This is a genomic window from Sporosarcina sp. P37 (genome assembly GCF_002109365.1).
Taxonomy (GTDB): Bacteria; Bacillota; Bacilli; order Bacillales_A; family Planococcaceae; genus Sporosarcina.
On sequence record NZ_CP015349.1, the window covers coordinates 2,780,380 to 2,804,140 of the forward strand.

24 protein-coding genes are annotated in these 23,761 nt (G+C 44.1%); 16 read left to right on the forward strand and 8 right to left on the reverse strand.

The annotated features are described in order from the left end of the window. The first annotated feature begins 7 nt into the window (after nt 1–7). Nucleotides 8–667 carry a potassium channel family protein gene (locus SporoP37_RS13845; RefSeq protein WP_081244225.1) on the forward strand — a complete coding sequence of 220 codons (660 nt, stop codon included), beginning with the start codon at nt 8–10 and terminating at the stop codon, nt 665–667. A gap of 139 nt (nt 668–806) precedes the next feature. Here the strand turns inward: SporoP37_RS13845 and rnjA are convergent, their stop codons facing one another. The 3 genes from rnjA to def form a co-directional block, all read right to left on the reverse strand. Continuing rightward, entirely contained in the window at nt 807–2,474 is a 1,668-nt protein-coding gene (gene rnjA / locus SporoP37_RS13850) for a ribonuclease J1 (RefSeq protein ID WP_081244226.1), read from the reverse strand. A gap of 3 nt (nt 2,475–2,477) precedes the next feature. After that, nucleotides 2,478–2,687 carry a DNA-dependent RNA polymerase subunit epsilon gene (locus SporoP37_RS13855; RefSeq protein WP_081244227.1) on the reverse strand — a complete coding sequence of 70 codons (210 nt, stop codon included), beginning with the start codon at nt 2,685–2,687 and terminating at the stop codon, nt 2,478–2,480. Nucleotides 2,688–2,927: 240 nt separating this feature from the next. Next, nucleotides 2,928–3,485, reverse strand: a complete 558-nt coding sequence (gene def / locus SporoP37_RS13860; RefSeq protein ID WP_081244874.1) for a peptide deformylase — start codon at nt 3,483–3,485, stop codon at nt 2,928–2,930. Between the two features lie 169 nt (nt 3,486–3,654). On the opposite strand from def, the gene SporoP37_RS13865 reads away from it, so the two are divergent. The 7 genes from SporoP37_RS13865 to SporoP37_RS13895 all read left to right on the forward strand — a co-directional run bounded on the left by SporoP37_RS13865 (nt 3,655) and on the right by SporoP37_RS13895 (nt 10,856). Continuing rightward, nucleotides 3,655–4,290, forward strand: a complete 636-nt coding sequence (locus SporoP37_RS13865) for a YkyA family protein (RefSeq protein ID WP_158233630.1) — start codon at nt 3,655–3,657, stop codon at nt 4,288–4,290. Between the two features lie 296 nt (nt 4,291–4,586). Further along, nucleotides 4,587–5,702 carry a pyruvate dehydrogenase (acetyl-transferring) E1 component subunit alpha gene (pdhA, locus tag SporoP37_RS13870; protein ID WP_085431273.1) on the forward strand — a complete coding sequence of 372 codons (1,116 nt, stop codon included), beginning with the start codon at nt 4,587–4,589 and terminating at the stop codon, nt 5,700–5,702. A 3-nt stretch (nt 5,703–5,705) separates the two neighbouring features. Beyond that, a complete protein-coding gene (locus SporoP37_RS13875; protein ID WP_081244230.1) occupies nt 5,706–6,683 on the forward strand; it encodes an alpha-ketoacid dehydrogenase subunit beta in 978 nt (325 codons plus the stop codon). Nucleotides 6,684–6,717: 34 nt separating this feature from the next. Further along, nucleotides 6,718–8,106 (forward strand): dihydrolipoamide acetyltransferase family protein, encoded by a 1,389-nt coding sequence (locus SporoP37_RS13880; protein ID WP_085431274.1) that lies wholly within the window; start codon nt 6,718–6,720, stop codon nt 8,104–8,106. 5 nt (nt 8,107–8,111) lie between these two features. Further along, a complete protein-coding gene (gene lpdA / locus SporoP37_RS13885; protein ID WP_081244232.1) occupies nt 8,112–9,524 on the forward strand; it encodes a dihydrolipoyl dehydrogenase in 1,413 nt (470 codons plus the stop codon). A gap of 81 nt (nt 9,525–9,605) precedes the next feature. Next, entirely contained in the window at nt 9,606–10,565 is a 960-nt protein-coding gene (locus SporoP37_RS13890) for an NAD(P)H-dependent flavin oxidoreductase (RefSeq protein WP_085431275.1), read from the forward strand. 12 nt (nt 10,566–10,577) lie between these two features. Continuing rightward, nucleotides 10,578–10,856: a UPF0223 family protein gene (locus SporoP37_RS13895; RefSeq protein WP_081244234.1), complete on the forward strand. Its 279-nt coding sequence runs from the start codon at nt 10,578–10,580 to the stop codon at nt 10,854–10,856. Between the two features lie 156 nt (nt 10,857–11,012). Here SporoP37_RS13895 and SporoP37_RS13900 read toward each other — a convergent pair whose 3' ends face one another. Next, nucleotides 11,013–11,639 carry a YktB family protein gene (locus SporoP37_RS13900; RefSeq protein ID WP_081244235.1) on the reverse strand — a complete coding sequence of 209 codons (627 nt, stop codon included), beginning with the start codon at nt 11,637–11,639 and terminating at the stop codon, nt 11,013–11,015. Nucleotides 11,640–11,795: 156 nt separating this feature from the next. Between SporoP37_RS13900 and SporoP37_RS13905 the strand changes: the two genes are divergently transcribed. Together SporoP37_RS13905 and SporoP37_RS13910 are read left to right on the forward strand one after the other, a co-directional pair. Further along, nucleotides 11,796–11,996 (forward strand): hypothetical protein, encoded by a 201-nt coding sequence (locus SporoP37_RS13905; protein ID WP_081244236.1) that lies wholly within the window; start codon nt 11,796–11,798, stop codon nt 11,994–11,996. A 153-nt stretch (nt 11,997–12,149) separates the two neighbouring features. After that, on the forward strand, nt 12,150–12,941 hold the full coding sequence (locus SporoP37_RS13910) for an inositol monophosphatase family protein (protein WP_081244237.1): 792 nt from the start codon (nt 12,150–12,152) through the stop codon (nt 12,939–12,941). 56 nt (nt 12,942–12,997) lie between these two features. On the opposite strand, the gene SporoP37_RS13915 is transcribed toward SporoP37_RS13910, so the two are convergent. Continuing rightward, nucleotides 12,998–13,183, reverse strand: a complete 186-nt coding sequence (locus tag SporoP37_RS13915; RefSeq protein ID WP_081244238.1) for a YlaF family protein — start codon at nt 13,181–13,183, stop codon at nt 12,998–13,000. Nucleotides 13,184–13,283: 100 nt separating this feature from the next. Here SporoP37_RS13915 and typA point away from each other — a divergent pair, with 100 nt between their 5' ends. Together typA and SporoP37_RS13925 are read left to right on the forward strand one after the other, a co-directional pair. After that, entirely contained in the window at nt 13,284–15,125 is a 1,842-nt protein-coding gene (gene typA, locus SporoP37_RS13920) for a translational GTPase TypA (protein WP_081244239.1), read from the forward strand. 24 nt (nt 15,126–15,149) lie between these two features. After that, nucleotides 15,150–15,485 (forward strand): YlaH-like family protein, encoded by a 336-nt coding sequence (locus tag SporoP37_RS13925; protein ID WP_335697148.1) that lies wholly within the window; start codon nt 15,150–15,152, stop codon nt 15,483–15,485. 19 nt (nt 15,486–15,504) lie between these two features. On the opposite strand, the gene SporoP37_RS13930 is transcribed toward SporoP37_RS13925, so the two are convergent. Beyond that, the gene (locus SporoP37_RS13930; protein ID WP_085431277.1) at nt 15,505–15,708 is read right to left on the reverse strand and encodes a YlaI family protein; all 204 of its coding nucleotides are present in this window, start codon (nt 15,706–15,708) and stop codon (nt 15,505–15,507) included. Nucleotides 15,709–15,721: 13 nt separating this feature from the next. Continuing rightward, entirely contained in the window at nt 15,722–16,219 is a 498-nt protein-coding gene (locus SporoP37_RS13935; protein WP_081244242.1) for a hypothetical protein, read from the reverse strand. A 177-nt stretch (nt 16,220–16,396) separates the two neighbouring features. Here SporoP37_RS13935 and SporoP37_RS13940 point away from each other — a divergent pair, with 177 nt between their 5' ends. From SporoP37_RS13940 to pyc, 3 genes are all read left to right on the forward strand, one after another. Continuing rightward, nucleotides 16,397–16,678 (forward strand): Fpa/YlaN family protein, encoded by a 282-nt coding sequence (locus tag SporoP37_RS13940; RefSeq protein ID WP_081244243.1) that lies wholly within the window; start codon nt 16,397–16,399, stop codon nt 16,676–16,678. 64 nt (nt 16,679–16,742) lie between these two features. Then, on the forward strand, nt 16,743–17,912 hold the full coding sequence (locus SporoP37_RS13945) for an FtsW/RodA/SpoVE family cell cycle protein (protein ID WP_081244244.1): 1,170 nt from the start codon (nt 16,743–16,745) through the stop codon (nt 17,910–17,912). A 14-nt stretch (nt 17,913–17,926) separates the two neighbouring features. After that, a complete protein-coding gene (pyc, locus tag SporoP37_RS13950) occupies nt 17,927–21,373 on the forward strand; it encodes a pyruvate carboxylase (protein ID WP_085431278.1) in 3,447 nt (1,148 codons plus the stop codon). A 103-nt stretch (nt 21,374–21,476) separates the two neighbouring features. On the opposite strand, the gene SporoP37_RS13955 is transcribed toward pyc, so the two are convergent. Beyond that, nucleotides 21,477–22,388 carry a COX15/CtaA family protein gene (locus tag SporoP37_RS13955; protein WP_081244246.1) on the reverse strand — a complete coding sequence of 304 codons (912 nt, stop codon included), beginning with the start codon at nt 22,386–22,388 and terminating at the stop codon, nt 21,477–21,479. A 410-nt stretch (nt 22,389–22,798) separates the two neighbouring features. Between SporoP37_RS13955 and cyoE the strand changes: the two genes are divergently transcribed. Further along, on the forward strand, nt 22,799–23,716 hold the full coding sequence (cyoE, locus tag SporoP37_RS13960) for a heme o synthase (RefSeq protein WP_085431279.1): 918 nt from the start codon (nt 22,799–22,801) through the stop codon (nt 23,714–23,716). Nucleotides 23,717–23,761 lie beyond the last annotated feature (45 nt).

Here is a 23,761-nt window from a genome sequence, read left to right on the forward strand (position 1 = left end):
CAATGATATGAAAAAGGAATTTGTAGTAATTGGTTTAGGCCGTTTTGGAGGCAGTATTGTTAAAGAACTGATTGAGCTTGAAGCAGATGTGATGGCCATTGACAAGTCGGAAGAACGTGTGGACGAATTTGCGAATATCGCAACACAGGCCGTTGCGGTAGATACGACAGATGAAGCCGCACTGCGTTCATTAGGCATACGAAATTTCGAACATGTCGTTATCGCGATCGGGGAAAATATTCAAGCAAGCATTTTGACGACGCTAATTTTAAAAGAGATTGGCGTGCAGAGAATTACAGTAAAAGCGCAAAATGATTATCATGAAAAAGTGCTGCGTAAAATTGGAGCGGATCAAGTCGTTCACCCTGAACGGGATATGGGGAAGCGGATTGCGAATAATTTGGTTTCCAATAATATACTGGATTATTTGGAGCTGTCTGATGAATACTCTATCGTTGAGATTCAGGCCAATGATCATATTGCGGGATCATCGCTGATAGATTTGGATATTCGGGCCAAGTATGGAGTAAATATTGTAGCGATTAAGCGCGGTACACATATACTCGTCTCACCGCAGGCAATTGAGCAAATTGAAGTCAATGACATACTGATCGTCATTGGATCTGATTTAGATATTCACCGTTTTGAACGCAGAGCATTGCATTAATCAACAGGTAATATTGCGCGGAACGAGTGCACATGTCAAACCATATAAATAAAAAGAAGGCAAAATCCGAACATTACGGATTTTGCCTTCTATATTGAGCGAGTGCTGTTTAGCGCTTGCTTTTTGTATTTGGTAATATTTACAATTCCATAATAACAGGAAGAATCATAGGTTTACGCTTTGTTTTTTCATACAGATACGGAACGAGTGTATCAATAATATCGCCCTTTAGGTTGTTCACAGAATCCGGTTTTGCAGCCAGTTTACGCTGTAATGTTTTGGACAGCATATACTGTGCTTCATTGATCATTGCTCCTGATTCGCGCATATAGACAAACCCGCGAGAAATGAGATCAGGACCCGAAACTAAGCGGTTCTTCTTCGTATCAATTGTGGCTACAACGATCACCAGGCCATCTTCTGACAGGATGCGGCGGTCACGCAGTACAACGTTGCCGATATCTCCAATTCCGCTGCCGTCAATGTAGACATCGCCTGAAGGTACACGCCCTGCAAGTCTTGCTGATGAATCAGTAAGTGCAAGAACGTCTCCATTCCCCATGATGAAAATATTATCTGGCTCGACATCGCAGTCTATTGCAAGTTGAGAATGCATATTCATCATACGGTACTCACCGTGTATCGGCATGAAGTACTTCGGTTTGATTAAACGCAGCATGAGTTTCTGCTCTTCCTGTGATCCGTGTCCGGATGTATGGATGTTGTTTAATGGACCGTGGATTACTTCTGCGCCTGCACGGAACAGAGAGTTGATCGTTTTGTTAACGCTGAGTGTATTTCCTGGAATTGGTGATGATGAAAAGATGACTGTGTCTCCAGGCTGGATTTGCACTTGTCTGTGCGTACCGTTTGCAATGCGGGATAATGCCGCCATCGGTTCCCCTTGGCTGCCGGTGCATAAAATCATGACTTTATTGGCAGGGAGGCGGTTGAGTGACTGCGAATCCACAAACAGTTCCTTCGGCGCATCAATATATCCGAGTTCGCGTCCGATGGTAATCGCATTATCCATGCTTCGTCCGAAAATTGCGATTTTACGGTCGAAGATCTGTGCTGCTTCTATGACTTGCTGCAGTCTATGAATGTTTGAAGCGAATGTAGCGAAAATAATCCGGCCGTCTACTGTACGGAAAATATCATTCAGGCTTTCTCCGACTTTTCTTTCAGACATCGTAAAGTTTGGCACTTCTGCATTCGTACTGTCTGACAATAGGCAAAGGACGCCTTCACTGCCGATCTTCGCCATCTTGTGTAAGTTGGCTGGTTCACCGACGGGCGTGAAGTCAAACTTGAAGTCTCCTGTATGAACAATATTGCCTGAAGGTGTTTTGACGACTACTCCGTACGCATCAGGAATACTGTGTGTAGTTCTGAAAAACGATACTGCTGTTTTACGGAACTTGATGAAATCATCTTCTTCAATTTCATGAATTTCCGTTGTGCGCAATAGGCCGTGCTCTTCCAGCTTATTGCGAAGCAGTCCGATTGCCAGTTTGCCTCCATATACAGGTACGTTCACTTTGCGCAGCAAGTAAGGAATTCCGCCGATATGATCTTCGTGGCCGTGTGTGATGAAAAGTCCTTTAATCTTGTCGATATTGCGTTCTAAGTATGTGTAATCCGGAATTACGTAATCAATGCCTAGTAATTCATCTTCAGGGAACTTAATGCCGGCATCAATAATAATGATTTCGTCCTGGAATTGTACACAATACGTATTTTTACCGATTTCACCTAGTCCGCCTAGGGCAAAAACGGCTGTTTCATTGTTCTTTATAGATTTCATCGATTAGACCTGCTCAACCTGAAAGTCTGGGGAAGCTTGTTCGTATGCTAAATGCTCGCCTTCCAGCTTTTGGATGTATTCAATCATTATTTCACGATTCTGTAATTGATCGCGGACTTCTTTTTCTGTTTCAGCTTCTACATACAAGCTGCGTGTGTTTTCGCGGACTGGAACTTGGTGTACGTTTTCATGGTAAAAAACTTTGAAAATCATGTTAAACTCTCCTTTTTACGTTCGTTATAAGTCATATCCTCAATAATAGCATGCAATTTCCCTAAAATAAAGAAAAGCCCACCAATTACTTGGCGGGCGTAATAGTCTAGGCAATCGTCTTTTTACCGAGCAGGCCATTGAGTCGTCTAAGCAATTTGCGTTTCAGACGTTTATACATGGCGTCATCACTCCTTGATATGACTGTAACAGATTTTCGCCAGTCTGTCAAGTTTAAATCCTTTACTCTCTATCAAATGGGACAGCGTCCGGTATTTCTTTATATGGAGCATTCTCATCTATATGGTCATAAAACATTATGCCGTTCAGATGGTCCAGTTCGTGCTGGAATGCAATCGCGGGCAGTCCTTTTAACCGCTTTTTGATTACATTGCCTTCTTTATCAAAAGCTTTTACTGTAATGCGGGCATAGCGCGGCACATAACCCGGCACTTCGCGATCGACTGATAAACAGCCTTCTCCCGTAGAAATATAGGTTTTTTCCACAGAGTGACTGACGATCTTCGGATTGATGGCGATAAAGTTTTCCAGCGCATATTCTTCATCAGGTATATGGAGAACAAAAATTCTTTTGGAGGCGTTGACTTGGGGTGCTGCCAAACCGATTCCGGAGCGCAGTCCATATTTTTCGCACAGCTCATCGTCCTGGCTATTGACGATATACTCCATCATGTCATCGCACAGCTGCCGGTCTTCGTCGCTTAAAGGGAATTTTACTTCCTCCGCCTTCTTGCGCAGAGTAGGGTGGCCTTCCCGGATAATATCTTTCATTAAAATCATTTCTGCTCTTCCTTTCGGATATATTGGGTATACTACAATCCGCAGTGCGCTTTTACAACGCGCAGGTGCGGGTATATAATCATACAAATCCATTTCCTCTTATACAGTATAAACGAATGAGAAAAAGGGTGAAAGGAAAATGTGTGATGAAACATTAGGAGGTCAATTAATGAAGAAAATTATGTATTCTCTGTTCATACTCCTTCTATTAACTGCCTGTTCCAAAGAGCCGGCAATGGACCGGCAGCTCAAAGAATTATTAGTCGCAGTAGATGAAAAAGATAATCAGGGGAAGACCATTGTGAAGAAGTTAACTAAGCTGGAACGTAAAGAGCAGGACCTTTTCAATGAAGCGATGGAACTGACACAGCGGAAATATCCCGAAGTGAAGCAGCGTGTGGCTGCATTAAAAAAGTCTGCGCACGAACGGACAAACCTTCTGGAAAAAGAGGAGCATGCGGCAGATAAAGCGAAGGAAGCAGTGGAGCGACTTTCCGAATGGGCAGCTTCTGCGGGTTCATCCGAACAGACGCAAGTTGAGGCTGTAGCCGCTGTATTGCAAAAACGTTACGAAGAGCACGAAACATTTGTTTTAGAGTATAAAAAAATGATTGACAGTCAGACTCAGTTATATACACAGCTTGAAGACAGGGAGGTTCGTGACCGAGAACTGCAAAAATATGCGGCCGAAGTAAACAACTTACTGATTTCTTGCCGGCAGACGCTGGAAGAATATAATGAATTGACACTGCAGGCAAACAGATTGGCCGGACGTGCAATAGTAAGTTTAGAAAAGGCGAAATAAGGAAACATGTAAGAGAAAGAACAAAAGTCAGAGTGCGGATCGGGTGATTCACATTTCATACATTTAATGCCGGCGGTCTGGGAGGCATCACTGCCGAAAGTAAACACATCTGTACCAACACAGAAATGATATTGTGTTAGTACAGTTAATATTTCTTAAAAGTAAGTAATATTGAAAAAGTCTTTAGTTACAATGGTTGACCGAGTGATCAGTTTTAAGTATACTAAGAAATATACACTGTTGTATTAATTCTAAAAGAGAAAATTATAATACAGATAAGAAGGAGAGATCAAGATATGGTAGCGAAAAAAGGAAATCAGTACGATCCGGTGAAAGCGCTTCAACTGGTTGAAAGCCAGTTTGACATGGTACAGATTCTAAATGAGGAAGGAAAGATTGTGAATAAAGAGTTAGATCCGAAACTTCCTGATGAAGAATTAGTGGAATTAATGAACCGCATGGTCTATACGCGTATTTTAGACCAGCGCTCCATTTCATTGAACAGACAGGGGCGTCTTGGTTTTTATGCACCTACGGCAGGACAGGAAGCTTCCCAGCTTGCATCCCAATACGTACTGGAAAAAGACGATTTCATTCTTCCGGGATACCGTGATGTTCCGCAATTATTATTCCATGGCTGGCCGCTGCACATGGCTTTCCTATGGTCACGCGGCCATTATGCAGGAAGTGTGCTGCCTGACGGGCTTAACATATTCCCGCCGCAAATTATTATCGGCGCACAGTATATTCAGGCGGCCGGAGTTGGTCTTGGCTTTAAGAAGAAAGGCCAGAAATCAGTGGTCATTACGTATACAGGTGACGGCGGAACATCTCAAGGGGACTTCTATGAAGGATTGAACTTCGCAGGAGCATATCAGGTGCCGGCGATTTTCATCATTCAGAATAACCAGTATGCAATCTCCACGCACCGTGATGTGCAGACTGCTGCGAAAACATTGGCGCAAAAAGGTGTAGCTGCAGGCGTTCCGAGTGTGCTTGTTGACGGGATGGACCCGCTGGCGGTGTACGTGGCGACACGCGACGCAAGAGAGCGTGCGGTCAACGGAGACGGCCCTACGCTGATTGAAACAATGTGTTACCGCTATGGTCCGCACACGATGGCCGGTGACGACCCGACGCGCTACCGTACATCTGATACAGATGATGAATGGGAAAAGCGTGATCCGATTGTCCGCTTCAGAACATACTTGGAAGCGAAAGGCATCTGGTCTAAAGAGCAGGAAGAAAAAGTGATTGAACGCGCGAAAGAAGAAATAAAAGAAGCGATCAAAAAAGCAGACGCTGTACCAAAACAAAAAGCGTCGGATTTCATGAAAATTATGTATAAAGGCGATATGCCGTTTAACTTACAAGAACAATTAGATGTTTATGTTGGAAAGGAGTCGAACTGATTCATGGCACAGTTGACAATGATTCAAGCAATTACAGATGCGCTCCGCACTGAACTGAAAGCAGACGAAAATGTATTGCTGTTTGGTGAAGACGTAGGGGCAAACGGAGGTGTCTTCCGCGCAACGGAAGGCCTCCATCAAGAATTCGGGGAAGACCGCGTATTTGATACGCCGCTTGCAGAATCCGGTATTGGCGGATTGGCGATCGGACTGGCGCTTACAGGGTTCCGTCCAATTATGGAAATCCAATTCTTCGGCTTCTTGTTTGAAGTAATGGATTCTGTCAGTGGACAGATGGCAAGAATGAGTTTCAGAACTGGTGGACACTTCAATGCGCCGATTACCATCCGTGCGCCATTCGGCGGCGGTGTAGCGACACCGGAAATGCATGCGGACAGCCTCGAAGGGCTTGTGGCTGCACAGCCTGGTTTAACGGTCGTAATCCCGTCGACTCCTTACGACGCAAAAGGCCTTTTAATTTCTGCAATCAAGAGTGACGACCCAGTCATTTTCTTAGAACATATGAAGTTATATCGCTCATTCAGACAGGAAGTGCCGGAGGAAGAGTACACGATTCCTTTAGGGAAAGCTGATGTGAAGCGTGAAGGTACGGACCTGACAATCATTGCCTATGGTGCGATGGTTCAGGAAAGCTTAAAGGCTGCTGAAGCGCTGGAGAAAGAGAACTACTCAGTTGAAGTAGTTGATCTTCGTACGATTCAGCCGCTCGATGTTGAAACAATCATTCAATCCGTAGAAAAGACAAACCGAGCAATTGTTGTGCAAGAAGCACAGCGTCAGGCAGGCATTGCTGCGAATGTTGTCGCTGAAATTACCGAACGTGCTATTTTAAGCCTGGAAGCACCTGTGCTGCGTGTAACTGCGCCAGACACGGTCTATCCGTTTGCAGCTGGGGAGAATACATGGCTGCCTAATGCAAAAGATATTGCGGCGAAAGCAAAAGAAGTACTGACATTCTAATTACTGACAGAACAAACGAGGAAGGGTGAATTACGTGACTTATGAATTTCGATTGCCAGACATTGGTGAAGGTATACACGAAGGGGAAATCGTCAAATGGTTCGTGAAGCCGGGCGATGAAATCCAGGAAGATGATACATTGCTAGAAGTGCAAAATGACAAATCTGTAGTAGAAATCCCGTCACCTGTATCGGGAACTGTAGAAGAAATATATGTGACAGAAGGTACAGTGGCGGTTGTGGGAGATAAGCTGATCCGCTTCGACGCACCGGATCACGGGATTCCGGATCATGACGATCATGAAGAAGAGAGTGCAGATTCTTCATCCGAAGAAGCAAGTGCAGAAAAATCTCATGAGCAAGTAGGGGAAGCACTAGGCAGCCAAGGTTCAGCGAAACCTGAACAGGCTCCAGCAGAGCAGCCGGCAGCAGAACAGAAAACAGAGCAGGCGCCTAAAGCCTCGCATGATGACGCGGGTGAAAATATTCGTGTCATTGCGATGCCTTCTGTCCGCAAGTACGCACGTGAACAAGACGTTGCGATTGCGCAAGTGTCAGGCAGCGGCAAAAACGGCCGTGTGTTAAAAGAAGATGTGGATTCATTCAAATCAGGAGGACAGCAGCAGACTGCAGCAGAAACAGCTGATGCGCAGCAAAATGCTGAAACTGTAATGGATACGCAGGCAGCATCTGAAAAGCAGACACCTGTGCTTGAAGGAGAATTCCCTGAAACACGCGAGAAGATGACTCCGATGCGAAAAGCAATTTCAAAAGCTATGTCGAATTCCAAACATACAGCGGCTCACGTTACATTGCTGGATGAAGTAGATGTAACAGCGCTTGTCGCGCACCGTAAAGAATTTAAAGCGATCGCTGCAGAAAGAGATATTAAACTGACGTATCTTCCGTATGTAGTGAAAGCGCTAGTTGCGACATTGCGTGAATTCCCGCAATTGAACACATCGCTGGATGATGCAACAGAAGAGTTAATCCAAAAACATTATTATAATATCGGAATTGCCGCAGATACAGACCGCGGACTTATGGTTCCAGTTGTTAAAAATGCAGACCGTAAATCAGTATTCGCTATTTCCAGCGAAGTAAATGAACTGGCCGGAAAAGCTCGCGACGGAAAACTTCAGGCATCTGAAATGAGAGGCGCGTCGTGCACAATCACAAATATCGGCTCAGCAGGCGGACAGTGGTTCACGCCAATTATTAACCATCCTGAAGTAGCTATTTTAGGAGTCGGAAGAATTTCTGAAAAACCTGTGGTGAAAAATGGTGAAATTGTAGCGGCACCTATGTTAGCATTATCCTTAGTGTTCGATCACCGAGTAATTGATGGCGTAACGGGGCAATTAGCGTTAAACTATCTTAAGGAATTACTAGGGAACCCATCACTTTTATTAATGGAGGCGTAAAGCAAATGGTAGTAGGAGATTTTCCAATTGAAGTAGACACGCTCGTAGTAGGTTCAGGCCCAGGGGGATATGTTGCAGCAATTCGTGCAGCACAACTTGGTCAGAAAGTAACAATCGTAGAAAAAGGAAAAATCGGCGGCGTTTGTTTAAACGTTGGATGTATTCCGTCCAAAGCGTTGATTTCTGTCGGGCACCGTTTTGTGTCCGCTCAGAATTCCGATACTATGGGAATCACTGCGAAGTCTGTCGAACTTGATTTTTCGAAAGCTATGAAGTTTAAGGAAGGCGTCGTCTCAAAACTGACAGGCGGCGTGTCAGGTCTGTTAAAAGGCAATAAAGTAGAGACAGTTGAAGGAGAAGCATACTTTGTGGATGCTAATACTGTACGTGTAATGACAGAATCATCTGCTCAAACGTACAAGTTCAACAATGTCATTATTGCAACTGGCTCACGTCCTGTGGAAATTCCATCCTTCAAATTTTCTGACCGCGTAATCAATTCTACGGGTGCTCTTAATTTGAAAGAGCTGCCGAAAAAGCTTGTCGTTGTCGGCGGCGGCTATATCGGTACAGAGCTTGGTTCAGCTTATGCAAACCTTGGTTCTGAAGTCACGATTCTTGAAGGTGCGGACGATATTCTGGCAGGATTCGAAAAGCAAATGACGCAAATCGTCAAAAAAGGCCTGAAGAAAAAAGGTGTGGAAGTTGTTGTAAAAGCATCTGCTAAAGGCGTGGAAGAAACAAAAGACGGCGTCGTAGTAACATACGAAGCAAAAGGTGAAGAAGTGAAGATTGAAGCGGACTACGTTCTTGTAACAGTTGGCCGCCGACCAAACACGGATGAAATCGGCTTGGAAGGTCTTGGCTTGAATATGACTGACCGCGGTTTGATCGAAGTGGACAAGCAGTGCCGTACGAACGTTCCGAATGTTTATGCAATCGGTGATATCGTTGCGGGACCTCAGCTTGCACATAAAGCTTCTTATGAGGCGAAAATTGCTGCGGAAGCTATCTCAGGCGAAAAATCTGAAGTAGATTACATGGCAATCCCGGCTGTCTGCTTCACAGATCCTGAACTTGCGACTGTAGGCTTGAACGAAAAACAGGCAAAAGATGAAGGATATGAAGTAGTTACCGGTAAATTCCCGTTCGCTGCAAATGGCCGCGCACTTTCACTGGATGCGACAGAAGGCTTTGTAAAGCTTGTGGCGCGTAAAGAAGACGGTTTATTGCTGGGCGCTCAAATCGTTGGGGAAAACGCTTCTGATATGATCGCAGAACTCGGATTGGCGATTGAAGCGGGAATGACATTGGAAGACGTTTCCATGACAATTCACGCTCACCCGACATTGGGAGAAATTTCAATGGAAGCGGCAGAAGTTGCTCTTGGCAAACCGATTCACATGATGACGAAATAAAACAACATGAATTTCACAACCCATGGGAATGTTTTCTCATGGGTTATTTTCACATTTTGAAAAAAGGGGAGTGGGGATGTTATGTGGAAGACTAGAGTGACGGAATTGTTTGGAATCGAATATCCGATTGTGCAAGGCGGTTTGGCGCACTTGGCATATGCTGATTTGGCGGCTGCGGTTTCAGAGGCAGGCGGATTAGGCCAGATCACTGCGATGAGCCTGCCGTCCCCTGAGGCCTTAAGGGATGAAATCCGCTCTGTGCGGCAAAAGACAGATAAGCCGTTTGGCGTAAACTTCGCGATAGGCAGTCATAGCAGATCTTACGAGGATATGGTGAATGTCGCGCTTGAGGAGAATATCGAAATTGTTTCGGTAACCGGAGGGAATCCTGCGCCGCTGTTTGATATGCTAAAAGGAACTGCGGTGAAAAAGATGGTACTAGTCGCTGCGAGAAGACAAGCGCAAAAAGCAGAAGAAATTGGTGCGGACGCTGTCATCGCTGTGGGACAGGAAGGCGGCGGTCATTTGGGCCGCGATGATATCGGGACGATGGTTTTAATTCCGAGAATTGCAGATTCCGTCAGTATACCAGTGATCGGTTCCGGCGGCATAGGCGATGGCCGCGGCTGGATGGCTGCGCATGCGCTGGGGGCGGAAGGGATAGAAATGGGTACGCGTTTTATCGCAACAAAAGAGTGTGTAGACGCATCTCCAGCCTATATTGAATCACTTCTTGCAAGCAGTGAGCAGGATACGACGATTATCAAACGGACAATCGGTGCACCGGCTCGCGCATTATCAAATGACTGGACAAAACGGATTCTGGAAAAAGAAGCGGAAGGCGCAGGCTATGAAGGACTGAAAACTTATATTAGCGGGGAAGCTAACCGTAAATTCATCCATGAAGGTGATGCAGATCAAGGATTCGGCTGGGGCGGACAAGTCGCAGGAATGATTGAAGATGTGCCGGCAGTCGCTGAATTATTTGCGCGTATGAAAAAGGAAGCGCTGTCAATACGTGAAAAATGGACAATAAATTAAGGAGTGGCGACGATGGCAGGATATCAATATCCGCTGCGTGCGGATTGGTCAACAGAAGAAATTGTGAAAGTGATTGACTTTTTCAATAAGGTAGAGCAAGCGTTTGAATCATCGGTTGAGCGGGATGAATTTATGAAATATTACCGCGCATTCAAAAGCGTGGTTCCTTCCATGGCCGAAGAAAAAACGTTATGTAAAGAATTTGAGGAAAGCAGCGGCTACGTTTCCTTCCGTGCCGTAAAAGCAGCTAAGGAAGGCCGAAGCGGGGAATTGCTGAAACTGAAAAAATAAAACAATGTATCATATACAGTCCTGCCGAATAAAAAAACTGCTTGAATCCATGTTGTATTATCACGGTTTCAAGCAGTTTTTTATATATTTTGCTTACTGAAATTCTGATATTTGCAGATTTATATCTGCCGTATTGTGTGCCCGCATACAGTTTTTTTATGAATGAATAACTGTATCGTAAACAGGCAGTAATTGTGTAAGTGTATCTTCTGCATAGGCGTAAAACTGCTGTTCGTTCATTTTTGCGGCATCTTCTCTTGGAAGGTGCCGGCCCACTAAAAACTCCGCTTTTTTAACTGTCTGCAGACGGTCCAGCAACTTTTCGAGACCTCCGCTGCCCGCTTCACAGATTAACTCTGCTTCAGGCTTCATGTGATCTCCGGATACGATGAAATCATCCGGCAATGATGTAAGAACTTGCATGTTTTTCTCTAATCGTTCCGCAATGCCTTTTTTATCAGGATTTTCATAAATAATTGCAAGCACGATGAATAAATGGGTGCCCCATAAGCCAATCTGAAAGTGAGGCAGCGCTTTATAACCCCGTTTAGCAGGAGCGAATGCCACCCAGCTGTCTGTAGGTGGATTTACCGTTCGTCTTGCGTGTTTTGCGACATGTGGAAAAAACTCACCTTTGCCGTGGGCGGAAAGGCGGTGTGCGAAATGGTTTCCGAGTTCAGCAAATTTAGGCTGAATGTTTTGTTGTAAAGCTGTCATGCGCTTGTCCAGGCCTTCAATGGCGAAAACGTCAAATTCTTTTGCTGACCAATAAGACTGAGTCAAGAAAATCTCCTCCAGTTTGTAATCACTACGTTTATCTTATCAGTAAACGGGGAATAATTTAAAATAACAAGGCTCCCAACCACTTGAAGTCGCAATCTTCACATACCTTATTATAAGGCGGTCGGAGTCAATCACTAATTAAAAGGGGTGCTACTAATGAAACAGGTTGTTCATTTCGTCCGAAAAGAAGATGTTGAGAGAGAATATATCAGAACACTGCATTTGGAACTGGATTATGAATTAGCTACTCTTTATGATGCACTGCAAGAACAGGACACGGCACAAGTTGAAAAAAGTAAGACGAGGCTTGCTGAAATTCACAACGAATTGGAGACGCTAAATGTATTCACGGTGTAAGTGCAACTCAGTAAAAAGACATCCCCATTTCCTTCAGAATTGAAGAAAATGTGACGGGATGTCTTTTTACTTAAACTCCTGTAACCGTATTCCCTTTTGTTCCGTTTGCTGTATGTTATACTAGCACTAGTCGGAATGGGAAGAGGTGGCATAATGAATCTTAATGCGATCGATCGATATGCAAAATCGTTAATCAAAGAGGCTGGCCACAAGATACGCGTGTCATTTTTCAGTACAATTGACATCGATTCTAAGGCAGATGCCAATGATTTGGTTACCAACATCGATAGAGAAGTGGAGAGCTTTTTTATTGAGCGGGTAAGACAAGACTTTCCCGAACATAAAATGGTTTCGGAAGAAGGGTTTGGAGACAGGATTTCTTCGCTTGAGGGAGTCGTTTGGTTCCTGGATCCTATTGACGGTACGATGAACTTTATCCATCAAAAACGAAACTTTGCAATATCTTTGGGGATTTATGTAGACGGCGTGGGGATGCTGGGCTACATATATGATGTAATGCGTGATGAACTGTATCATGCAGCAAAAGGCGAAGGCGCTTATTTCAATGACGAGCGGCTGCCGCAACTTGAAATCACACCGCTTGAGGAAGCAATCATCGGCATCAACGCCAGCTGGGTTGCACCGAATCACCGGGTGGAAAATGAAAAAATTATCGAGCTTGTCACACGCTGCCGCGGCACCCGTTCATACGGTTCAGCGGCGATTGAGCTGGCATATGTATCGTCAGGAAGAATTGATGCGTATATTTCGATGCGGCTGGCTCCTTGGGATATAGCAGGGGGAATCGTCATCGCACAAGAAGTAGGTGCGGTAGCAACAAATTTAGAAGGTGTAAAACCGCATCTTCTTGGAACTGACACATTTATTGTCACACGTCCGGGACTGCATGAGGAAATACTGACAAAATATATCCGACTAAAATAAAAAAAGGGACTGTTTGTTAAACCTGAGAGGTTTAATTTGCAGTCCCTTTGAGTTATTTATAGCGTGCCTTCCCTGCGCATACGTGCTTTTGTTTTAAATCCGTTGCCCATGATCAGAATCAGGGCAGCAATGGCAAGGACGACAACCAGCAGACTGCGCATGCCGATTCCAACACCAATTGCAGACATGGAAAGTACGGCGCCGAGTGAATAAATTACGAAAATCCACTTAATGTCTTTCAAAAAAATCCCTCCATATAAAATTAAATATTATTTAAATGAACGATCTTGTGCTATAATAACACAGTTGAACATCTGAAATAAAGATAAACGGAGTGAAAAAATGACAAACGAACGTACAGATCTTAGAAATATTGCAATTATTGCTCACGTAGACCACGGTAAAACGACATTGGTCGACCAATTACTAAAACAATCCGGGATTTTCCGGTCAAACGAGCACGTGGATGACCGTGCAATGGACTCAAATGAATTAGAACGTGAACGAGGAATTACGATCTTAGCTAAAAATACAGCTATTGAATATAATGATACAAAAATTAACATCCTGGATACACCCGGACACGCTGATTTTGGCGGCGAAGTAGAAAGAATTCTGCGCATGGTAGACGGCGTCATCTTAGTTGTCGATTCATTCGAAGGATGTATGCCGCAAACACGCTTTGTTCTAAAGAAAGCGTTAGAAACAAACCTGAAGCCGATTGTAGTTGTAAATAAAATCGACCGTGAATTTGCAAGACCTGAAGAAGTGGTGGACGAGGTACTGGAATTATTCATCGAGCTGGATGCAAACGATGAGCAATTGGAGTTCCCGGTTGTTTATGCTTCTGGATTTAACGGGACTGCAAGTCTTTCTCCAGATCCTGAGACTCAGGAAGATACGCTGCGTGTACTTTATGAGTCAATTCTTGAAAATATCCCGTCACCAGTTGATAACCGTGATGAGCCGCTTCAATTCCAGGTATCTTTGCTGGATTATAATGATTACGTCGGCCGTATCGGAATCGGACGTATTTTCCGCGGAACAATGAAGGTTGGAGAGCAGGTCGCGGTACTTAAACGGGATGGTTCCGTAAAGAATTTACGTGTAACCAAACTGTATGGCTTTATGGGTCTGAAACGCGTAGAAGTAGAAGAGGCATACGCGGGTGACCTTGTAGCGGTTTCCGGGATGGGTGATATTGACGTTGGTGAAACTGTCTGCCCGACTAATCATCAGGAAGCACTTCCTGAGCTTCACATTGATGAGCCTACGCTGCAAATGCGTTTCTTAGTCAACAACAGCCCGTTTGCAGGACGCGAAGGGAAATGGGTAACTGCGCGTAAGATTCAAGAGCGTCTGGATCAGCAGCTTGAGACAGATGTTTCATTACGTGTAGATCAGACAGATTCTCCGGACGAGTGGATTGTATCCGGACGCGGTGAACTGCACTTGTCTATTTTGATCGAAAACATGCGCCGTGAAGGTTTTGAATTGCAAGTTTCTAAACCGCAGGTAATTATTCGTGAAATCGACGGGCAGCGAAGCGAACCTTTCGAGCGTGTACAAATTGATGTGCCAGAAGAACATACTGGATCTATCATTGAATCTATCGGTGAGCGTAAAGGTGAAATGCTGGATATGATCAATAACGGCAATGGACAAGTGCGTCTAATATTCTTAGTGCCTGCCCGCGGATTGATTGGTTATACAACAGAATTCCTAACATTAACGCGCGGATACGGAATTCTAAACCACACGTTTGACAGCTACAAGCCGGTTACATCCGGTAAAATCGGCGGCAGACGTCACGGGGTTCTTGTTTCAATGGAGAACGGTACAGTCACCGGCTATGGTGTTATGCAGCTGGAGGACCGCGGAACAATGTTTGTTGAAACAGGTGCGGAAATCTATGCAGGCATGGTAGTTGGGGAAAGCAACCGGGACAGTGATTTGACCATTAACCTGACGAAAATTAAGCATGCAACCAACGTTCGTTCCGCAACAAAAGATCAAACAGTTACAACGAAAAAACCGCGTATTTTGTCGCTTGAGGAAGCATTGCAGTATATTGGTGATGACGAATATTGTGAAGTTACGCCGCAAACTATCCGTCTGCGCAAAAAAATTCTCGACAAGAGTGAACGTGAACGTGTAAATAAAAAGAAGAAACTTGGCGAATAATATAGATAGAAGGGAATGTATGAAATGAGAGTAGAAGATTCAGAAATGGTCTACAATCGGATGTCGGGAATCGCGCGCATGATCTATGAACTTGCGCCTGATTTCACGATGGCCGGCTATATTCTGTTGGCGCTCGTTTTCATCATGTCTGCTATTGTGTATAAGCTTGGATTTGCAAGAAAGATCAGTTTTTGGCGGAATGTCGTCATCTATGCATTTTTATTTATCGGATGCTTAATTTTGACATTCCTGGCCTTCTTCCTTCCGATAGTAGAAGGACTGTTTGTGGCCGCTGCCATTCTTATTATCTATCGTGTCCGTCGGATGAACGAACACAAAAAAGACTCCGTTGTGCAATAACAACGGAGTCTTTTTTTGATTAAAAATCTTTTTCTGGCAGATGCGAGCTGCGGTAAAAGACAAAATTACCGGTCGCAATCCGTTTCTCTGTCAAATCACTGATCCGCTCTTTGCAGGTTGGGCACATATACGTATGAATGGGCTTATTCCGCAACTTCTTGGCGAGTGGATTATCATCTGGCAATTGATTGATTTGGTCGCAAAGGACACATTTTACGCGCATTCCAGCCACTCCTTCAGTCCACTTGGATTGCATGAACATCACGGATCGGTGAATCTTTATTCGACCCGTCTTTGAACAGTACATGGACAGGTCCATCTTCACGAAGAGGTTTGCCTTCATGACTGAATTTGAAAATAATGTTGGCCGCTTCCTCAAGTGGGTACGTGTATTTGTCGTCTTTTGTAATTAATGTGAACGTCTTGGCGTTTGCTGACGGTACAGCATTATGAATAAAAGGTTTCAAAACGATGCCGAAGCTGCTTGAAAGCATTTTGTTCTTCTCGTAGCGCTTTTCACTTTTCAAAGTAGGCGGATAGATGGCACCTTCCATAATTTCGCGTGACCAGTGCTTTCCCATCTTTTCTTTATATTCTTCCATTTCATCTCTCTCGACAAATCCCTCTGTAAAAAATTCGTCAAGATCGATTCGGCGATCATCAAATATCCAAACGGTAGGATCCAGCGTGATCGCATGTTTAACATTTCCGGTAATCGGTATAATCAGTTCCAAGATACTTCCCCCTCATTCAATTGTCACTAGAGTAAGTATACCGTTTCATAGATGAAGTGAAAAGGATTTCATTTCAGATCATTTTTTTCATTGGGTAACGCTTGCAATTTTCATAAGCAAAAGATACAATTTAGACATTAACACCTTGCGGGAATAATGAGTAATGGGGGCGTCTCCATGGATATAGAAGTTCAAGATACGTACAAAGAACAAGCCATGAAACAACTGCAGATCGACGCAGAGAAAATTGCGAAGCTGATCAAAGTTCAAATGGATAATTTAACTATGCCGCAATGTCCGCTATATGAGGAAGTACTCGATACGCAAATGTACGGGCTGTCCCGTGAAATTGATTTTGCCGTGAAGCTCGGTCTCGTTGAGCATGAAAAGGGCCGTGAAATACTCTCTATGCTGGAAAAAGAGTTAAACATCTTGCATGAACTGTATACAAATAAATAAATGGAAGACTCAAACTACTCCAACAGTTTGAGTTTTTTATTTAGGACGATGAGGTACAAGGAAAATGAAGACTTATATGAATCGAATTTTACGCAATTTTGATTATCCGTTATTTGCAGTATATATGCTGCTCTGCGTGTTTGGCCTGATTATGATATACAGTGCCAGCATGGTATGGTCCATGAATATTTATAATTTCGAGCCATCACATTTCTTTAAAAAACAGATAAAGAGTCTGGCAATTGCTATACCGGCCTTTCTCGTTGTATCCATAATACCTTACCGGCACTACAGAAGTAAGAAGTTCTTATATACTGCACTTGGTATCATGTTTACACTATTAGTTCTTGTCAAATTCATAGGGTTTGGTGATGCAGTCGGAGCGAAGAGCTGGCTTTCCCTCCCATTCGGGCTTGGGAACCTGCAGCCGACTGAAGTGGCGAAAATTGCCTTTATCGTGTATTTCTCAGGTGTATTCGCAAATAAGTATTACGCGGGAACACTGGATGAAATAAAAACGACGATTTTTCCGACGTTTTCCATTTTGACGGCTTCTCTGTTATTAGTTCTATTGGAGCCGGATTTCGGGGCAACGATGATTTTATTCCTGGTGGCTATATCGGTTATTATGGCCAGCGGAATGAAAGTAAAAAATTATTTAATCATCAGCCGATTCTTTGCATTACTTGGTGTTTTAATCGGAATTGTCCTGTGGATTAAGTGGGATACAGTCATGACCGTATCGCGAATGGGGCGTTTTCTTGCCTTCACAGATCCCTTTGAATACATTCAGGGATCAGGCCTGCAAATCGTTAATGGCTACATCGCAATAGGTGCCGGAGGTCTGAAAGGGGTGGGTCTTGGAAACTCTATTCAGAAACTTGGGTATTTACCTGAACCCCATACTGATGTTATCATGGCTGTAATCTCTGAAGAAACAGGCATATTTGGAACAACGCTTGTTCTTGGGGGTCTATTCTTTATTGTAATGAGAGCGTTTACTGTTGCATTGCGCACAAAAGATGCACATGCACGAATGCTTGCGGCTGGTGTAGGCAGCTTGATTGCTATCCAAACACTAGTGAATTTAGGAGGATTGACAGGACTGATCCCGTTGACAGGCGTTACACTGCCATTCATCAGTTACGGAGGTACATCAGTAGTATTCCTGTCGATTGCGCTTGGCATACTGATGAATGTTTCGATGTTCGTCAAGTATGAGAAAACGAAGTAGAGAGGATTGAATTATTGGTGGAGAGAAGAGAGATCAAGAGAGTACTAGTCGCAAACCGCGGCGAAATTGCAATACGAGTATTCCGGGCGTGTACAGAATTAGGCATCGCCACAGTAGGTATTTATTCAGCAGAAGACCGGGCATCTCTGCATCGATACAAATCCGATCAGTCATTTTTAGTAGGCGAAGGCAAGAAACCAATCGACGCTTACTTGGACATCGAAGGAATAATTGATATTGCAAAGAAAGCGAAGGTAGACGCGATTCACCCGGGCTATGGTTTCTTAGCCGAGAATGCGGAGTTTGCGGCCCGTCTGGAAGAGGAAGGGATTATCTTCATCGGCCCTACATCAAAACATCTGGAAATGTTCGGCGATAAGGTAAAGGCAAGAGAACAGGCAATTGCTGCAGATATTCCGGTTATACCAGGAAGCGACGGACCTGTCACATCAGTGGAAGAGGTCGCAGCGTTTGGAGAACAGTACAAATATCCGATCATTATTAAAGCTTCACTTGGCGGCGGGGGACGCGGCATGCGGATCGTCGAATCACCTGAAGAGGTGAATGAAGCATATAAACGTGCGAAATCCGAAGCGAAGTCTGCATTTGGATCTGATGAAGTGTATGTGGAGAAATATATTTCAAACCCGAAACATATAGAAGTGCAAATACTGGGAGATACATATGGTGAAATTGTCCATTTGTACGAGCGTGACTGTTCCATACAGCGCCGCCATCAAAAAGTAGTGGAAATTGCTCCTTCCATCTCGCTGACCGATGAGCTGCGGGAAGCAATTTGCGAAGCAGCAGTCAAACTGTCCAAGAATGTATCCTATATCAATGCCGGTACAGTAGAGTTTCTGGCAGCCGATGATTCATTTTATTTCATCGAAGTCAATCCGCGTGTTCAAGTAGAGCATACGATAACGGAAATGATTACAGGAATTGATATTGTTCAGTCGCAGATCCTGATTGCAGCGGGCGAGAGTCTGCATTCTGAGAAAGTGAATATTCCCGAGCAGAAAGATATCCCGTTGTTCGGCTTTGCAATCCAGTCCCGTGTGACCACGGAAGATCCGTTGAATGACTTCATGCCCGATACAGGAAAAGTAGCGGTCTATCGTTCAAGTGGAGGATTTGGTGTCCGTCTTGATACAGGAAACGCCTATCAAGGTTCTGTCATCAGTCCTTATTATGATTCATTGTTGGTTAAAGTCTCTACATGGGGCCCGACATTTAGCGATGCTGCAAGCAAAATGTACAGAAATTTAAAGGAATTCAGAATACGCGGGATTAAAACAAATATTCCTTTCCTTGAAAATGTAGTATGCCATGAAAACTTTTTAACAGGCGACTATAATACGAGCTTCATCGATAAAACGCCTGAATTATTTACCTTTGCCGAGAAACAGGATCGAGGCACAAAAATGCTGTCGTATCTTGGAAACGTTACCATTAACGGATTCCCGGGAATTGATGATCCTGCACGGCCTGTTTTGCATCCTGTCCGCATTCCGAAAATTGATCGAAATGTTCCGTTGCCAAAAGGGACGAAGCAGATTTTGGACGAGCGGGGCGCTGACGGACTCGTTAAATGGGTGCTTGAGCAAGACGATGTACTGCTGACGGATACCACATTCCGCGATGGGCATCAATCACTGCTGGCCACCCGTGTAAGAACGAAGGAATTAACACAGATTGCAACGGAAAGTGCGCATTTATTGCCTGACCTATTTTCATTTGAAATGTGGGGCGGAGCAACATTTGATGTAGCATACCGTTTCCTTAAAGAAAGTCCGTGGGACCGTCTGGAGAAACTGCGAGAGCAAATTCCGAACGTTCTGTTCCAAATGTTATTTAGAGGAGCTAATGCAGTCGGGTATACAAACTACCCAGATAATGTAATCCGTGAATTCATCAAAGAATCTGCTGCATCAGGCATTGATGTATTCCGTATTTTCGACAGCTTGAACTGGATCAAAGGAATGGAAGTTGCGATTGACGAAGCGCGTTCGACAGGTAAGATTGCTGAGGCGGCGATTTGTTATACAGGTGATATTCTGGACGACAGCCGTGCGAAATATACCGTTAATTATTACAAAGAGATGGCAAAAGAACTGGAAGCTGTCGGTGCGCATATGCTGGCGATCAAGGATATGGCAGGATTATTGAAACCTGAAGCAGCATATCGTTTAGTTTCTGAATTAAAAGAGACTACAAATCTTCCGATCCACTTGCATACACATGATACGAGCGGCAACGGGATTTATATGTATGCCAAAGCTATCGAGGCTGGCGTGGATATTGTAGATACGGCAATTGGTTCTATGTCAGGGATGACATCACAGCCGTCTGCCAACTCCCTTGCGTATGCATTGCAAAATAACGAGCGGAGTGTTCGGGCAGAAACCAAGTCATTGGAAGAATTGTCGCATTATTGGGAAGATGTGCGCAAATATTACAGCCCGTTTGAAAGCGGTATGAACAGTCCTCACTCAGAGGTGTATGTCCATGAAATGCCGGGCGGGCAATATTCCAACCTGCAGCAACAGTCTAAGGCAGTGGGGCTTGGTGAGCGCTGGGAAGAAGTGAAGAAGATGTACTCCCGCGTGAATTTCCTCTTTGGAGACATTATCAAGGTGACACCGTCTTCCAAAGTAGTTGGGGATATGGCGTTGTTCATGGTGCAAAATGATTTGAACGAGGATACGGTCATATCAAGAGGCGAGTCCATTGATTTCCCGGAATCTGTTATTGAGTTCTTTGAAGGTTCAATCGGACAGCCGTACGGCGGTTTCCCGAAAGAACTGCAAGAAGTCGTTTTGAAGGGAAGGAAAGCGATTACAGTGCGTCCGGGTGAATTATTGGCGCCTGTGAATTTCCAGGATATATTGAACAAACTGTCTGAAAAGATGGATAAGCCTGCTACGATGCATGATGCACTGGCTTATGTGCTTTATCCAAAGGTCTTTGAGGAGTACATTGAGACTAGAAAGCAGTTCGGCGATGTATCAGTTATTAATACGCCGGAATTCCTGTATGGATTACGTTTAGGTGAAGAGATTGAAATTGAGATTGAGTTCGGAAAAACGCTCATTATCAAATTAGTGTCAATCGGCGAACCGAATCCTAATGGAACCCGTGTACTGTACTTTGAATTGAACGGCCAGTCACGAGAAATCGTCATTCAGGACTTCCAAATTGAAACAAAAGACGTGAAAAAGCAGATAGCAGATCCGACGAATGAATCCCACATTGCTGCCACTATGCCGGGTACTGTCCTGCAAGTTGCGGTTTCGATAGGGGAAAAAGTAAAACGCGGAGAGCATTTGCTCATTACAGAAGCAATGAAAATGGAAACAACGATTCAAGCTCCTTTCTCGGGAGTTGTTAAAGCATTATATGTTAGCCCGGGGGATTCTATCTCAACAGGCGATCTGCTGATTGAATTAGAACATTAAAAAACAGCTCCTGCAGGTTCATATACCTGCGGGAGCTGTTTTTCTGTACTTATGTATACTAAAAGCGTGCAGTTGCTGTTTAACAGCTTCTGCACGCTTTTAGTTATTTCTTTGTGCGGCTCCGTGAGACAAGAAGAACCAGGTAAGTCAATAAACCGAATAATAAGGTGACGAACAGTGAATGCAATAAAGCTATATACAAATTCAATTTTGTCAGTACGACAATCATCCCAGTAGCTGCCTGTGCCAGCACAAGAGCGAATGCGGCGATCCAGCCCCAGTAAATGACACGCTGATCACTGTAATGCTTAATAGCTTTAATAGCGATGAACCCAATCCATACGACGATCAGTGCTGCAGCCAGCCTGTGGCCCATCTGGACCCATTCGTACATATTCCTTGGCAAACTGAACTCGTTATTTCGGCACAATGGCCAGTCCGCACAGACAAGGCCCGAGTTGGTATGCCGAACTAGAGCACCGGTATAGATGACAAGATATGAATAAACCGTCACCCCAATCGTATGGAAGTGTAATGATCTGCCTATACGAATTTTGTCTGTATCAAATTTCTTGTCAACCTCGAACACCAGCAGCGTGAGTAAGAAGACAGAGGCAAAAGAAATAAGCGATATGCCGAAATGCAGGGCAAGTATGAAATCACCTTGTCCCCATAATACTTGTGCTGCACCAATCAATGCCTGTAGAATTAAGAAGAATACAGCCATAAATGAAAGGAATTTGGTTTCCCTGACATGCCCCAGTGATCTCCAGGACCAGACAGCGAGTACCACAATGAAAATTCCTACGCCGCCGGTTACGATTCGGTGCGAGAATTCAATCAATACTTCTGCTGTAATTTCATCCGGAATCAGCTGTCCGTTACAGCCCGGCCAGTGTCTTCCGCAGCCCATCCCGCTGTCTGTTTTTGTAACTAATGCCCCTCCGAGCAAGATGGCAAGCATTCCAATCGTGGAAGCAACCGCAAACCATTTTAAAAATCTGTTGTATCGCAAGTATGAAACACCTTCTTCTATTGAATTGATCTCAAACAGAGATCGATTTACGTTGAAATTTGCCCGAAACAAAGAAAAAATAATTTTGGAGCAACTTGTTGCATTATCTGGTTTTCTGTTGATAAAGGGCATCTATTGCAAGCTTTATGATAACGAAAAAAATCATGAAACACAATGGCGGCATGGAAGAAACCATTATAGTGCAGGGCTTTTCACAAATTGTTCATAAAAAAGCCTCTTTAACTTCACAAATGCCGCCTGTAAATGGATTACTATATAGAAAGTGAAGGACAAAGACACAAAGGTTGCACGAAACCGCTATAAATTGAGAAATGGTCTAGAAATTACAGACGATTTTCGATATAGTAGGTGGTAGGGTCTTTGCTGAAAACTTTGAAAGGAGGGTTATTATGTCAAACGGTCGAACGCTTTCGACAGTTGCAGATCCAAAAGTAGAGACAATTACCTTGTGGAAAGACTTTTTGGCGCTGATTAAGATAGGTATTGTCAATTCCAATTTAATCACTACGTTCACCGGTCTTTTTTTGGCATTTCAATTCACTGGCAAAAGTTTTCTCCACAATTTTGATCTTCTGGTATTTGCAATTCTGGGCACTGGGTTGATCATCGCATCATCAGGTGCTATGAATAACTTGATTGACCGTGATATTGACCCTGTCATGTCAAGAACGAAGTCGAGACCGACAGTAACGGGAAGATTTAAAGCTCCCGCTGTGCTGACGTTGGCCGTAACATTTTTGATTGCAGGAGAAGTACTGCTGTTTTCTGCATCTTCCATGGCAGGCTGGCTAGGCATCTTGGGCGTATTCGCTTACGTTGTGTTATATTCCATGTGGTCTAAACGCAAACACGTGAGCAATACAGTAATAGGAAGTCTGTCAGGAGCAATTCCACCCCTTATTGGATGGGCAGCGGTTGATCCTACACTGCCGATGGGAGCGTGGGCATTGTTTTTAATCATGTTTATTTGGCAGCCTCCGCATTTCTATGCGCTGGCCATGCGCAGAACAGAAGAGTATCGGGCGGCGAACATTCCCATGCTGCCGGTAATAAAAGGATTTGAGCGGACGAAAAAATCCATGCTTATGTGGGTGCTTTTGTTATTTCCTCTTCCTTTCTTATTGCAGCAGCTCGGTACAGGATTTGTAGTTTTTGCAACACTGTTGAATGTAGGCTGGCTTTACCTGGCGCTTAAAGGTTTTAAGGCCAAAGAAGATTTGAAGTGGGCAACATCGATGTTTGTATATTCATTGAATTACATGACTATCCTGTTTGTTTCCATGATTATTTTCTCTATATTCATCTGACGGTTCGGAATTCTTTCTTTAAAACAGGAATTCATCATACAGAGG

Bases quoted from the DNA above. Each gene is read 5' to 3' on its own strand.
- SporoP37_RS13845 (WP_081244225.1), top strand. From the start codon at position 8: ATGAAAAAGGAATTTGTAGTAATTGGTTTAGGCCGTTTTGGAGGCAGT.
- rnjA (WP_081244226.1), bottom strand. From the start codon at position 2,474: ATGAAATCTATAAAGAACAATGAAACAGCCGTTTTTGCCCTAGGCGGA.
- SporoP37_RS13855 (WP_081244227.1), bottom strand. From the start codon at position 2,687: ATGATTTTCAAAGTTTTTTACCATGAAAACGTACACCAAGTTCCAGTC.
- def (WP_081244874.1), bottom strand. From the start codon at position 3,485: ATGATTTTAATGAAAGATATTATCCGGGAAGGCCACCCTACTCTGCGC.
- SporoP37_RS13865 (WP_158233630.1), top strand. From the start codon at position 3,655: ATGAAGAAAATTATGTATTCTCTGTTCATACTCCTTCTATTAACTGCC.
- pdhA (WP_085431273.1), top strand. From the start codon at position 4,587: ATGGTAGCGAAAAAAGGAAATCAGTACGATCCGGTGAAAGCGCTTCAA.
- SporoP37_RS13875 (WP_081244230.1), top strand. From the start codon at position 5,706: ATGGCACAGTTGACAATGATTCAAGCAATTACAGATGCGCTCCGCACT.
- lpdA (WP_081244232.1), top strand. From the start codon at position 8,112: ATGGTAGTAGGAGATTTTCCAATTGAAGTAGACACGCTCGTAGTAGGT.
- SporoP37_RS13890 (WP_085431275.1), top strand. From the start codon at position 9,606: ATGTGGAAGACTAGAGTGACGGAATTGTTTGGAATCGAATATCCGATT.
- SporoP37_RS13895 (WP_081244234.1), top strand. From the start codon at position 10,578: ATGGCAGGATATCAATATCCGCTGCGTGCGGATTGGTCAACAGAAGAA.
- SporoP37_RS13905 (WP_081244236.1), top strand. From the start codon at position 11,796: ATGAAACAGGTTGTTCATTTCGTCCGAAAAGAAGATGTTGAGAGAGAA.
- SporoP37_RS13910 (WP_081244237.1), top strand. From the start codon at position 12,150: ATGAATCTTAATGCGATCGATCGATATGCAAAATCGTTAATCAAAGAG.
- typA (WP_081244239.1), top strand. From the start codon at position 13,284: ATGACAAACGAACGTACAGATCTTAGAAATATTGCAATTATTGCTCAC.
- SporoP37_RS13925 (WP_335697148.1), top strand. From the start codon at position 15,150: ATGAGAGTAGAAGATTCAGAAATGGTCTACAATCGGATGTCGGGAATC.
- SporoP37_RS13930 (WP_085431277.1), bottom strand. From the start codon at position 15,708: ATGCGCGTAAAATGTGTCCTTTGCGACCAAATCAATCAATTGCCAGAT.
- SporoP37_RS13940 (WP_081244243.1), top strand. From the start codon at position 16,397: ATGGATATAGAAGTTCAAGATACGTACAAAGAACAAGCCATGAAACAA.
- SporoP37_RS13945 (WP_081244244.1), top strand. From the start codon at position 16,743: ATGAAGACTTATATGAATCGAATTTTACGCAATTTTGATTATCCGTTA.
- cyoE (WP_085431279.1), top strand. From the start codon at position 22,799: ATGTCAAACGGTCGAACGCTTTCGACAGTTGCAGATCCAAAAGTAGAG.